This window comes from Mesorhizobium sp. WSM4829 (genome assembly GCF_055811475.1).
On record NZ_JBVVQJ010000005.1, the window covers coordinates 59492 to 72229 of the forward strand.

At 62.9% G+C, this 12738-nt stretch carries 12 protein-coding genes; 10 read left to right on the forward strand and 2 right to left on the reverse strand.

The annotated features are described in order from the left end of the window. The first annotated feature begins 13 nt into the window (after positions 1–13). The 7 genes from AC0L17_RS06740 (at position 14) to AC0L17_RS06770 (ending at position 7075) form a co-directional block, all read left to right on the forward strand. Positions 14–1399, forward strand: a complete 1386-nt coding sequence (locus tag AC0L17_RS06740) for a pyruvate dehydrogenase complex E1 component subunit beta (RefSeq protein ID WP_473515234.1) — start codon at positions 14–16, stop codon at positions 1397–1399. 101 nt (positions 1400–1500) lie between these two features. Further along, positions 1501–2883 (forward strand): pyruvate dehydrogenase complex dihydrolipoamide acetyltransferase, encoded by a 1383-nt coding sequence (locus AC0L17_RS06745; RefSeq protein ID WP_473515235.1) that lies wholly within the window; start codon positions 1501–1503, stop codon positions 2881–2883. A gap of 146 nt (positions 2884–3029) precedes the next feature. Next, on the forward strand, positions 3030–3668 hold the full coding sequence (locus tag AC0L17_RS06750; RefSeq protein ID WP_473515236.1) for an SGNH/GDSL hydrolase family protein: 639 nt from the start codon (positions 3030–3032) through the stop codon (positions 3666–3668). A gap of 19 nt (positions 3669–3687) precedes the next feature. Further along, positions 3688–5151: a dihydrolipoyl dehydrogenase gene (gene lpdA, locus AC0L17_RS06755; RefSeq protein ID WP_287072310.1), complete on the forward strand. Its 1464-nt coding sequence runs from the start codon at positions 3688–3690 to the stop codon at positions 5149–5151. A gap of 96 nt (positions 5152–5247) precedes the next feature. Beyond that, on the forward strand, positions 5248–5505 hold the full coding sequence (locus tag AC0L17_RS06760; protein ID WP_023799232.1) for a GlsB/YeaQ/YmgE family stress response membrane protein: 258 nt from the start codon (positions 5248–5250) through the stop codon (positions 5503–5505). Between the two features lie 133 nt (positions 5506–5638). Continuing rightward, entirely contained in the window at positions 5639–6604 is a 966-nt protein-coding gene (lipA, locus tag AC0L17_RS06765) for a lipoyl synthase (RefSeq protein ID WP_473515237.1), read from the forward strand. A gap of 12 nt (positions 6605–6616) precedes the next feature. Next, positions 6617–7075 (forward strand): type II toxin-antitoxin system RatA family toxin, encoded by a 459-nt coding sequence (locus tag AC0L17_RS06770; RefSeq protein WP_023799229.1) that lies wholly within the window; start codon positions 6617–6619, stop codon positions 7073–7075. On the opposite strand, the gene AC0L17_RS06775 is transcribed toward AC0L17_RS06770, so the two are convergent. Further along, entirely contained in the window at positions 7051–7560 is a 510-nt protein-coding gene (locus tag AC0L17_RS06775) for a CinA family protein (protein WP_473515238.1), read from the reverse strand. The two genes, AC0L17_RS06770 and AC0L17_RS06775, sit on opposite strands and share 25 nt — an antisense overlap. Beyond that, the gene (locus tag AC0L17_RS06780) at positions 7557–8786 is read right to left on the reverse strand and encodes a bifunctional 2-C-methyl-D-erythritol 4-phosphate cytidylyltransferase/2-C-methyl-D-erythritol 2,4-cyclodiphosphate synthase (protein WP_473515239.1); all 1230 of its coding nucleotides are present in this window, start codon (positions 8784–8786) and stop codon (positions 7557–7559) included. Before AC0L17_RS06780 ends, AC0L17_RS06775 begins: the two co-directional genes overlap by 4 nt. Before the next feature lie 218 nt (positions 8787–9004). Here AC0L17_RS06780 and dusB point away from each other — a divergent pair, with 218 nt between their 5' ends. Genes dusB through ntrC form a run of 3 tightly spaced genes read left to right on the forward strand, consistent with a single transcriptional unit; the run spans position 9005 to position 12629 of the window. Continuing rightward, positions 9005–10033, forward strand: coding sequence for a tRNA dihydrouridine synthase DusB (gene dusB / locus AC0L17_RS06785; RefSeq protein ID WP_473515240.1), 1029 nt, complete (start codon positions 9005–9007; stop codon positions 10031–10033). Further along, positions 10030–11172: a two-component system sensor histidine kinase NtrB gene (locus tag AC0L17_RS06790; protein ID WP_473515241.1), complete on the forward strand. Its 1143-nt coding sequence runs from the start codon at positions 10030–10032 to the stop codon at positions 11170–11172. Before dusB ends, AC0L17_RS06790 begins: the two co-directional genes overlap by 4 nt. Continuing rightward, positions 11169–12629: a nitrogen regulation protein NR(I) gene (gene ntrC / locus AC0L17_RS06795; RefSeq protein ID WP_023799224.1), complete on the forward strand. Its 1461-nt coding sequence runs from the start codon at positions 11169–11171 to the stop codon at positions 12627–12629. The genes AC0L17_RS06790 and ntrC overlap by 4 nt, the downstream gene beginning before the upstream one ends. Positions 12630–12738: the final 109 nt, after the last annotated feature.

The window sequence follows — 12738 nt, forward strand, 5'->3', positions numbered from 1 at the left end:
AGAGGGCAAGGCCATGCCGATCGAAATTCTCATGCCCGCTCTCTCGCCGACCATGGAAGAGGGCAATGTTTCCAAATGGTTGAAGAAAGAGGGCGATAAGGTTGTCGCTGGTGATGTCATCGCCGAGATCGAAACCGATAAGGCGACGATGGAAGTCGAGGCCGTCGACGAAGGCACGCTAGCCAAGATCGTGGTTCCTGCCGGCACCGAAGGTGTCAAGGTCAACACGCTGATCGCCGTGCTCGCCGTTGATGGTGAAGATGTCGACAAGGCAGGCGAAGGCATCGGCGAGGAACCTGCCAAGGCGGAAACTGCAGCGCCAGCGCCTGCTGCGGCCAAAAGCGAGGGCGCAGCACCTGTCGCCGCGGCGCCGAGAACCGAAATCGCCGCCGATCCCGACATCCCGGCCGGCACGGAGATGGTCTCGACCACGGTGCGCGAAGCGCTGCGTGACGCGATGGCCGAGGAAATGCGCCGTGACGCAGACGTCTTCGTGATGGGCGAGGAGGTCGCCGAGTACCAGGGCGCTTACAAGATCACGCAAGGGCTGCTGCAGGAATTCGGGGCGCGTCGCGTCGTCGACACACCGATCACCGAGCACGGTTTTGCCGGCGTCGGTGTTGGCGCGGCGATGGCCGGCCTGAGGCCGATCGTCGAGTTCATGACCTTCAACTTCGCCATGCAGGCGATCGATCATATCATCAACTCCGCCGCCAAGACGCTCTACATGTCCGGCGGCCAGATGGGCGCGCCCATCGTCTTCCGCGGGCCAAACGGCGCGGCCGCCCGCGTCGCCGCCCAGCACTCACAGTGCTATGCCGCCTGGTACAGCCACATTCCCGGCCTCAAAGTGGTGATGCCCTACACCGCCGCCGACGCCAAGGGATTGCTGAAGGCCGCGATCCGCGACCCGAACCCGGTCATCTTCCTCGAGAACGAAATCCTCTACGGCCAGTCCTTCGATGTGCCGAAGATCGACGATTTCGTGCTGCCGATCGGCAAGGCGCGCATCCACAAGTCGGGCAAGGATGTCACCATCGTCTCCTTCGGCATCGGCATGAGCTACACGGTGAAGGCCGAGGCCGAATTGCGCGGCATGGGCATCGATGCCGAGATCATCGACCTCAGGACCATCCGCCCTCTCGATTTCGACACCATCATCGCCTCGGTCAAGAAGACCAATCGTCTCGTGGTGGTGGAGGAAGGATTTCCGCAGAGCTCGGTCGGCGACCATATCGCCAGCCAGGTGTCGCAGCGCGCCTTCGATTTCCTCGACGCGCCGGTCATCACCATTGCCGGCAAGGACGTGCCGATGCCCTATGCGGCAAACCTCGAAAAGCTGGCGCTGCCCAATGTCGGCGAGGTCGTCGAGGCGATCAAAGCCGTCACATATCGCTGATGAATGGAGAGGATCCGGTGGCGACTGCGAGAGAGACTCTTTCGCTATCTGTATAGCGCTGCTGACACGGTGAACGCATTTCGCTTGGGAGAAGAATACCTATGCCGATCAACATCACCATGCCGGCCCTGTCGCCCACGATGGAAGAGGGCAATCTTGCCAAGTGGCTGGTCAAGGAGGGCGACAAGGTTTCGCCGGGCGATGTGATCGCCGAGATCGAGACCGACAAGGCGACGATGGAAGTCGAAGCTGTCGATGAGGGCACTGTGGCCAAGCTGGTGGTTCCAGCCGGCACAGAAGGCGTCAAGGTCAACGCGCTGATCGCCGTGCTCGCCGCCGAAGGTGAAGATGCGGCGGCTGCCGCCAAGAGCGGTGACGGCGCTGCCGCTCCGGCAAAAGCCGAGGCACCAAAAACAGAAGCCCCCAAAACTGAAGCACCAAAGGCGGAAACCCCAAAGCCGGAAGCGCCGAAACCTGCGGCCGCACCGGCGCCCCAGGCGGCTCCGATTGCCAATGGCCATGCAAGCGGCGAACGTATCTTCGCCTCGCCGCTGGCCCGTCGCATTGCCCGGGAAGCCGGTGTCGATGTCTCCGCGGTGACAGGCTCCGGCCCGCATGGCCGCGTGGTCAAGGCCGATGTCGACGCAGCGATTTCCAGCGGCGGCGCCAAGGCGGCACCCGCCGCGAAAGCGGCACCTGCCGGCGCTCCGGCTCCGGCGGCCGCAGCCAAGCCAATGTCGGACGACCAGGTGCTGAAACTGTTTGCCGACGGCTCTTACGAGCTTGTCCCGCATGACAACATGCGCAAGACCATTGCGCGCCGGCTGGTCGAGGCCACGACCACCATTCCGCATTTCTATCTGACGCTCGACTGCGAGCTTGATGCGCTCCTGGCCCTGCGCACGCAGGTCAATGCGGCCGCCCCGGTGAAGAAGACCGACAAGGGTGAGGCGCCGGCCTACAAGCTGTCGGTCAACGACATGGTCATCAAAGCGATGGCAATGGCGCTGATGGCGGTGCCGGATGCCAATGCGTCATGGACCGAGAGCGCCATGGTCAAGCACAAGCATGCCGACGTCGGTGTCGCCGTGTCGATCCCCGGCGGGCTGATCACGCCGATCATCCGGCGTGCCGACGAAAAGACGCTGTCGGTCATCTCCAACGAGATGAAGGATCTTGCCAGCCGCGCGCGCAGCCGCAAGCTGAAGCCGGAAGAATACCAGGGTGGCACCACGGCGGTGTCCAATCTCGGCATGTTCGGCATCAAGGACTTTGCCGCCGTCATCAACCCGCCGCATGCGACGATCCTGGCGGTCGGCGCCGGCGAGGAGCGCGCGGTGGTCAAGAACGGTGAGATCAAGATCGCCACCATCATGTCGGTGACATTGTCGACCGATCACCGCGCTGTCGACGGCGCGCTCGGCGCCGAACTGCTCGTCGCCTTCAAGCGCATGATCGAAAACCCGATGGGCATGCTGGTCTAGAGGGAAAAGAAGGCGGTGCGGGAACTCTTCACCAGCCTTCTTGCCTTCAGCCCTTCCAGCGTTGCAACGATCGTCGTGCATTGGCTGTTCGTGGGCTGGCGGGTGAGGCGCGCGCAGGCAGATTTCGACCGGAGTGGGGCAAACGCATGAAAACAGTCCTTTGCTACGGCGATTCGCTAACCTGGGGCTATGATGCGGCAAGTCTGGATCGCCACCCGCTCAAGGACCGCTGGCCGAGTGTGCTGCAGGCGACGTTGGGAGCCAGCGTCGAGGTCATCGCCGAAGGCTTGAACGGCCGCACAACGGCTTTCGACGACCATCTGGCCGGCGCCGACCGTAACGGCGCAAGAGTGCTGCCGACGATCCTGATGACGCATGCGCCGATCGACCTGGTTATCCTCATGCTCGGTGCCAACGACATGAAGCCGTGGATTCACGGCAATCCGGTCGCCGCCAAGCAAGGCCTGCAGCGCCTGATCGACATCGTGCGCGGTCACGACTACCCGTTCGATTGGCCGTCGCCGCAAATCCTGATCGTCGCGCCGCCCGCCGTCAGCCGCACGGAAAACGCCGAATTCAAAGAAATGTTCGCCGGCGGCGATGAAGCGTCGAAGCGGCTGGCGCCACAATATTCCGTCCTTGCCGACGAGGTCGGCTGCGGCTTCTTCGATGCCGGCTCGGTGGCCGAGACCACGCCACTCGACGGCGTCCATCTCGACGCAGAGAACACGCGCAAAATCGGGCAGGCATTGGCGCCAATCGTGCGCGTGATGCTGGAACTCTAGAGAATCATGGGAGAAATCCGTGGCTGAGAACTACGACGTCATCATCATCGGCTCCGGCCCCGGCGGCTATGTCACGGCGGTGCGTTCCGCCCAACTCGGGTTCAAGACAGCGATCGTCGAGCGCGAGCATCTCGGCGGCATCTGCCTCAACTGGGGTTGCATCCCGACCAAGGCGCTGCTGCGTTCGGCCGAGATCATGCACTATTCGGATCATTTGAAGGACTACGGCTTGAAGATCGACGGCAAGGTCAGCGTCGATACCGCTGCCGTGGTCGACCGCTCGCGAAAGGTCTCGCTGCGGCTGAACGGCGGCGTCGCCTTCCTGATGAAGAAGAACAAGGTCGATGTCATCTGGGGCGAAGCCAAGCTGTCCAAGGCGGCTTCCGGCGACAGGCCGGGCGAGATCGTCGTGTCGAAATCGTCGAAGAAGCCGATGGAGCCACAGCCGCCGGCGCCCAAGGGCGTCAAGGGCGAGGGCACATACACTGCCAAGCACATCATCCTGGCGACCGGGGCCAGGCCGCGGGCGTTGCCCGGCATCGAGCCCGACGGCAAGCTGATCTGGACCTATTTCGAAGCGATGGTGCCGAAGGAGATGCCGAAATCGCTGCTGGTGATGGGTTCGGGCGCAATCGGCATCGAATTCGCCTCATTCTACCGCACCATGGGCGCGGAGGTGACGGTGGTCGAGCTATTGCCGGCGGTGATGCCGGTCGAGGACGCAGAGGTCTCGAAATTCGCGCAAAAGCAGTTCGAGAAGCAAGGCATGAAGATCATCCTCGATGCCAAGGTCACCAAGGTCGAAAAAGCTGCGAACTCGGTAACCGCGCATGTCGAGATGAAGGACGGCAAGGTCGAGAAGATCACCGCCGACCGGATGATCTCGGCCGTCGGCGTGCAGGGCAATATCGAGAATCTCGGCCTCGAAGCGCTCGGCGTGAAGACCGAGCGCGGCTGCGTCGTCGTCGACGGCTACGGCAGCACCAATGTGCCCGGCATCTATGCCATCGGCGACGTTGCCGGCCCGCCTATGCTCGCGCACAAGGCCGAGCATGAAGGCGTGGTCTGCGTGGAAAAGATCGCCAACGTCCCCGGCGTGCACGCCACTGACAAACTGAAAATTCCGGGCTGCACCTATTGCAACCCGCAGGTTGCCTCCGTCGGGTTGACCGAAGCGAAAGCCAAGGCCGAAGGCAAGGACATCCGCGTTGGCCGCTTCCAGTTCGCCGCCAACGGCAAGGCCATTGCGCTCGGAGAGGACCAGGGGTTCGTCAAGACCATCTTCGACAGGAAGACCGGGCAGTTGCTCGGCGCACATATGGTCGGCGCCGAAGTGACCGAGCTGATCCAGGGCTTTGTCGTGGCGATGAACCTGGAGACCACCGAGGAAGAGCTGATGCACACGATCTTCCCGCACCCGACGCTGTCGGAGATGATGAAGGAAAGCGTGCTCGACGCCTATGGCCGCGCGCTCAACGCGTGATAAATTGACCGCGTGAGACTCAAAAGGTGAGAGCCAAGGAACTCAACCGTAAGGTAATTCGTTTCCGGATGCATTTATCACCAGAGGAGAGGGCATATGGACGTGAATGGCGTGGGCTGGATCGCAGCCATCATCATCGGCGGGCTGGCGGGCTGGCTTGCCGAGATGTTCATGAAAAGCAACATGGGCATCTTGATGAACATCGTTCTGGGCATCGTCGGCGCGATCGTGCTGAATGCCATCCTGCAGGCGCTCAACATCGGCGCCTTCGGCACCGGCTGGATCGCCTATCTGATCACCGGTTTCGTTGGCGCCTGCCTGCTGATCTTGGCAGGGCGCATGGTGCGCCGTTAGTTGCTGAACTCTTGCCATGCGAAAACGGCTGTGGCGGCATGCGCTGCCCCGGCCTTTTTCTTTGCAGCGAAAAGTCCTAGATGACTTGCTAAAGCGAACGCCGGAAGGCGATCGCGAATGAACTGGATTTCTGATGGTCACCGTCCTCGACACGATCGCCAATGCGCCGCGCCTGCGGCATCCTGAAAAGGCGCACAAGCCTGACCAGGATGTGCTGCGCAAGCCCGACTGGATCCGCGTCAAGGCGCCGATGTCGAAAGGCTATGCCGAGACGCGCGACATCGTGAAGTCGCACAGGCTGGTGACGGTGTGCGAAGAGGCCGGGTGCCCCAATATCGGTGAGTGCTGGGAGAAGAAGCACGCCACCTTCATGATCATGGGCGAGATCTGCACGCGCGCCTGCGCCTTCTGCAACGTCGCCACCGGCATTCCGACCGCGCTCGATCCCGATGAACCGGCGCGCATCGCCGACGCTGTCAAGCAAATGGGTCTAACCCATGTCGTCATCACCTCAGTCGACCGCGACGATCTCGCCGATGGCGGCGCTCAGCACTTTGCCGAGGTCATCCGCGCCATCAGGGCGGCAACGCCTTCGACGACGATCGAAATCCTGACGCCCGACTTCCTGCGCAAGGACGGCGCGCTGGAGATCGTGGTGGCGGCCAAGCCTGATGTGTTCAACCACAATCTGGAGACCGTTCCGTCGAACTATCTGACGGTCCGGCCGGGCGCCCGCTATTTCCATTCGATCAGGCTGCTGCAGCGGGTCAAGGAACTCGATCCCTCGATCTTCACCAAATCCGGCATCATGGTTGGCCTTGGCGAGGAGCGGAACGAGATCCTGCAATTGATGGACGATCTGCGTTCGGCCAATGTCGACTTCATGACCATCGGTCAGTATCTGCAGCCATCGAAAAAGCACCATCCGGTGATCCGTTTCGTCACGCCGGAGGAATTCAAGTCTTTTGAGACGATCGGCAAGACCAAGGGCTTCCTGCTGGTGGCATCGAGCCCGTTGACGCGTTCGTCGCATCACGCCGGCGACGATTTCGCCAAGCTGCGCGCGGCACGGGACGCGTTTCTCAAGAAGTCCGCCTAACACACTGGTTTCATGCCACAATTCGAAGCCCATCGCCGCGTTGCGCATACGCCGGAACAGATGTTCGCTCTGGTCGCCGATGTCGAATCCTATCCGCAATTCCTGCCGCTTTGCGAGGCGCTGACGGTTCGCTCGCGCAAGGAACGCGACGGACGCACCCTCCTCGTCGCCGACATGAGCATTGGCTACAAGGCGATCCGCGAGACTTTCACCACGCAGGTGCTGCTAAAGCCCGACGAGAAGGCCATCGACGTCAAATACATCGACGGTCCGTTCAAATATCTGAGCAATGCCTGGCGTTTCGAGCCGGCCGACGGCGGCTGCAATGTCTGCTTCTTCATCGACTACGAATTCAAGAGTCGTATTCTGGGTGCGGTGATGGGAGCGATGTTCGATCGCGCCTTCCGCATGTTCTCCGAGGCGTTCGAGAAGCGCGCCGACGTCATCTATGGCGCAGCGCCGGCAGCCTGATCCGCAGCGAGCGCGCGCAAGCCCAGTTCAAGCGCGTGTCTGACGGTCTCCCGGCGGATGAACTTGCGGCCTTTGTCGGCAAACAACTGGCATTCGCTGACGACCGGCCGGCCGGTCAAGGCGATACCGAACCAGACCAGGCCGACGGGCTTTTCCGTCGAGCCGCCGCCAGGACCGGCAATGCCGGTGACGGCAAGGGTTAGCCCGGCGCGCGAATGGTCCAAGGCGCCGGCCGCCATCTCGACCGCCGTTTCCCGTGAGACCGCGCCGTGCGCCTTGAGCGTGGCGGCGGAAACGCCGAGCATCTCCGTCTTGGCCTCGTTGGAATAGGTGATGAAACCCCGGTCGACCACCGTCGATGAGCCGGCGATGTCGGTCAAGGCGGCGATGATCATGCCGCCGGTGCAGCTCTCGGCTGTCGCCAGCATGATGCCGCGCTGTTGGCAGGCTTGAAGCAGGGCATCTGCGAGATCGCTGTTGCTCATTCGGGGACATCACCTGGAAACACGACACTGGCGGTCGCGATGGCGGCTATGCCTTCCTCGCGTCCGACAAAGCCGAGCTTTTCGTTGGTCGTCGCCTTGATCGAGATGCGGTCCCGGGAAATCGCCAGCATTGCCGAAAGGATTTCGGTCATTGCTTCGCGATGCGGGCCGACGCGCGGCGCCTCGCAGATCAGCGTGATGTCGGCATTGGCGATACGCCCGCCGCGCGCGCGCACCAATCCTGCCGCATGCTCGACGAAGATCCGCGAGGCCACGCCTTTCCACTGCGGGTCCGATGGCGGGAAATGCGTGCCGATGTCGCCGGCGCCGCAAGTGGCGAGCAGCGCGTCGGTCAAGGCGTGCAGGCCGACATCGGCGTCCGAATGGCCGGACAGTTTCTTGTCGTGCGGGATCGAGACGCCGCACAGGACGACATGGTCGCCGGGCTCGAAGGCATGGACGTCGTAGCCATTGCCGGTGCGGATGTCCGGAAAACGCGGCCGTTCGCCGGAAAGCCGCTGATCCGCCATCGAGATATCCCTTGCCCAGGTGAGTTTGACATTGTCCGGCGAGCCCGGGACGATTTTCACTGGAATATGTGCCCATTCGGCAATCGCGGCATCGTCGGTGAAGACCGCCTTGCCCAGATGATGGGCCTTTTCATGGGCGGCCAGGATCGGCCAGAACGGGAAGCCCTGCGGCGTCTGCGCGGCATGAAGCCCGTTCCTGGAAACCGTCTCGCCGATCATGCCCGCGGCCGACTCGCGTTTCAGCGTATCGGCGACGGGCAGGGCAGGCAGCGCTGCCTGACGCTCGCCGATGGCGGCGATCGTGCGGTCTATCAATTCCGCGTCGACGAACGGGCGGACGGCGTCATGGACCAGAACCCGGCGCGGCGCATGGCCTCTCAGCGCAAGCAATCCGAGCCGGACGGAGTCCTGTCTAGACGCGCCACCGGTCACCGTGACCACCCGGTCGGCGTTGGCGCCAGCGGCGCTGCGAAAAAGCCCGCTGTCGTCGGCATGAATGGCGACGACGACAGGACCGATTCCCGGATGCGCCAGAAACACGTCCAATGTGCGCGCGATGACGGCACGGCCGCCGATCCTTTGGTATTGCTTCGGCCCGTCGGCCTGACCGGCGCGCGCGCCGCGGCCGGCGGCGACGATAACGACGGCAACCTTGTCGTCCGCAGCCAAAGCCTGCTTTTCGCTTGCGTCTGTCATGCCGAGACGCTTAGCGCATCATCCCAAAAAGTGGAATCGCTTTTCGGAAGAGATCATGCGCAGATGCAAAGTGCCAATAGCGTCCCCAACACGCACCGCACTTTGGCTAGTGCCAGCATTTTCCCAAATGCGCCTTAATGCGACGTCATTGCGCGTTGCACATTGCCGCCATTCTGGCTAGTGATTGTGCAGCTATTAAAAATGCTTGGTTTTTGTGCATGCTTGACCTGACCAAATTGGCATCTCCGCTGGATGTGGGTCGTGTGAGAATCCGCAATCGCGCTTTTCTCGCGCCCATGTCGGGCATAACAGATGAGCCGTTCCGGCAGCGTGCCCATGCGCATGGCGCCGGGTTGGTGGTGTCGGAGATGGTGGCGAGCGGCGAACTTGCCAGGGGCAGAGCCGGTTGCGGCCTGCGCATCCGCCATTCCGGGCTGCCGGTGCACATGGTCCAGCTTGCCGGCCGTGAGGCGGTGCATATGGCAGAGGGCGCCCGTATAGCCGCGGGCGAGGGCGCCGACATCATCGACATCAACATGGGCTGCCCGGCCAAGAAGGTGACGGGCGGCTATGCCGGTTCGGCGCTGATGCGCGATCTCGATCACGCTTTGTCGCTGATCGAGGCGGTGGTCGGCGCCGTCGAGGTGCCGGTCACGGTCAAGATGCGGCTCGGCTGGGACGAAAGCGCGCTCAATGCGCCTGTTCTGGCGCGCCGCGCCGAGCAGGCGGGGGTTCAGATGGTGACGGTGCATGGCCGCACGCGCTGCCAGTTTTACCAGGGCAAGGCCGACTGGCGCGCCATCGCACGCATAAAGCAGGCTGTTTCGATCCCGGTCGTTGCCAATGGCGATGTCGGCTCGCCGGCGGAAGCAGCAATGATCCTCGACCAGTCGGGCGCCGACGCGGTGATGATCGGCCGCGCGCATTACGGCGTGCCATGGACGGCAGGCAGCATCGCGGCAGGCGCGGCAAAAGAGGCGACGCCCGGTGTGCCGGAAAGCCCGCAAGCGCTGGCCGACTACGTCGTTGCCCACTACCAGGACATGCTGTCGCTCTACGGCATCGAAAGCGGCGTGCGCCAGGCGCGCAAGCATCTTGGCTGGTATCTCGACCGCCACGCCGCTGGCGTCGTCGATGAGCAGCGAAAGGCCATCCTTACCTGCTTCGAGCCCGTCCGCGTCATTGCCGCGTTGCGCGAGGTGTTTTCAAGCGCTGCCGAGGCGATGAACCTGCGGAGCGCAGCATGAATGCCACCGTTGCACAGAACATGGACATGGCGGACGCCGCACACATCGTGCTCAACACCATCCGCCGCCCGGTGATCATGCTCGATGCGGAAGGATTCATCACCTTCGCCAACGCCGATGCCGAGGATTTCTTCCGCTCGAGCGCGACCATGCTCGCCCGCAACACATTATCCAAGCTCATTCCCTTCGGCAGCCCGTTGCTGACGCTTGTCGACCAGGTCCGCGAGCGCCGGGCACCCGTCAACGAATACCGGGTCGACGTGTCGTCGCCGCGCCTCGGCATCGAGAAGGTCGTGGATCTCTATGTCGCGCCGGTGTCGGAATTCCCGGGCTCCGTCGTGGTGATGTTCCAGGAACGGTCGATGGCCGACAAGATCGACCGGCAGATGACGCACCGCGGTGCGGCACGCTCGGTGACCGGCCTTGCCGCGATGCTTGCCCACGAGATCAAGAACCCGCTATCCGGCATCCGGGGCGCCGCCCAACTGCTCGAATTGTCGGCTTCCGACGAGGATCGCGCGCTGACCCGGCTGATCACCGACGAGACCGACCGCATCGTCTCGCTCGTCGATCGCATGGAGGTGTTTTCCGACGAGCGGCCCGTCGATCGCTATCCGGTCAACATCCATATCGTGCTCGACCATGTGAAGGCGATTGCCAAGAACGGTTTTGCCAAGCGGATCAAGATATTGGAGGATTATGATCCATCATTGCCTCCGGTTTTCGCCAACCGCGACCAGCTCATCCAGGTGTTCCTCAACCTGGTCAAGAATGCGGCCGAGGCGATTGGCGGCGATCCGCAAGGCGAGATCACCCTGTCGACCGCGTTCCGGCCGGGCATCCGTGTTTCCGTTCCGGGATCGCAGGGCCGCGTGTCGCTGCCGCTGGAATTTTGCGTGCGCGACAACGGTTCTGGCGTCTCCGAAGATATTCTGCCGATCCTGTTCGACCCCTTCATCACCACCAAGCCGAACGGGTCGGGGCTTGGTCTGGCGCTGGTCGCGAAAATCGTTGGCGAGCATGGCGGCATCATCGAATGCGATTCTACGCCGCGCGCAACCACCTTCCGCATCCTGATGCCAGCCTGGAAAGAAACGCCGTTCGGCACAGACGACGATGGCGAAGGAGACCGCAAATGACGGTTCGCGGCAATATTCTCGTCGCCGACGACGATGCGGCCATCCGCACCGTCCTCAATCAGGCGCTTTCGCGCGTCGGCCATGAGGTGCGCGTGACGTCCAACGCCTCGACGCTGTGGCGCTGGGTGGCGGCGGGCGAGGGCGATCTCGTCATCACCGACGTGGTTATGCCCGACGAAAACGCCTTCGACATGCTGCCGCGCATCAAGAAGGCGCGACCGGAACTGCCCGTCATCGTCATGAGCGCCCAGAACACGTTCATGACCGCGATTCGCGCTTCCGAAACCGGCGCCTACGAATATCTGCCGAAACCGTTCGACCTGACCGAGCTTCTCAACATCGTCAACCGGGCGCTTTCCGAGCCCCGACGGCCGAAGATCGATGCGCGGGCGGACGAGCCGCCGGAAACGATGCCGCTGGTTGGCCGCTCGGCCGCCATGCAGGATATCTACCGCATGCTGGCGCGCATGATGCAGACCGACCTGACGGTGATGATTTCAGGCGAATCGGGCACCGGCAAGGAACTGGTCGCGCGCGCGCTGCACGAGTATGGCCGCCGCCGCGGCGGCCCCTTCGTCGCGATCAACATGGCTGCGATCCCGCGCGACCTGATCGAATCGGAACTGTTCGGGCACGAGAAGGGCGCCTTCACCGGCGCGCAGAACCGCTCCACCGGCCGTTTCGAGCAGGCCGAAGGCGGCACGCTCTTCCTTGACGAGATCGGCGACATGCCGATGGAGGCGCAGACCCGCCTGCTGCGTGTCCTGCAGCAGGGCGAATACACCACCGTCGGCGGCCGCACGCCGATCAAGACCGACGTGCGCATCGTCGCCGCCACCAACAAGGATCTGCGCACGCTGATCAATCAAGGGCTTTTCCGCGAGGATCTGTTCTATCGCCTGAATGTTGTGCCGCTAAGGCTGCCGGCGCTGCGCGAGCGGTCCGAGGACGTTCCGGATCTCGTCCGGCACTTCTTCAAGCTTGGCGCCAGCGAAGGCCTGCAGACCAAGCGCATTTCCACGGGCGGCATCGAGCTGATGAAGCGCTATCCGTGGCCGGGCAACGTGCGCGAGCTCGAAAATCTTGTCCGCAGACTTGCCGCGCTCTATTCGCAGGACGAGATTTCTGCCGAAGTCATCGAGGCGGAACTGAAGACCGGCGAGAGGCCGGTCGTTCCCGGCGGCGGCAACCTCATTCCCGACGACCTGTCCATCGGCCAGGCGGTGGAACATTTCCTGCAGCGCTATTTTGCTTCGTTCGCCGGCGACTTGCCGCCCGCCGGCCTCTATCAGCGTATCCTTTCCGAGGTCGAATATCCGCTGGTGCTTGCTTCGATGACGGCAACCCGCGGCAACCAGATCAAGGCTGCGGAGCTCCTCGGGCTCAATCGCAACACGCTGCGCAAGAAGATTCGCGAACTCGGCGTCAACGTCTACAAATCGACCAGGCAAGCTTAGAGCGCCGTTTTCTTTCAACAAATCGATCCCGAATTTCGGGCCGGTGTGACAGAGCGAAGCCTTTTCCGGGGGATCGAGCGCCGAAACAGTTCCGTCCAGGCCACACTTG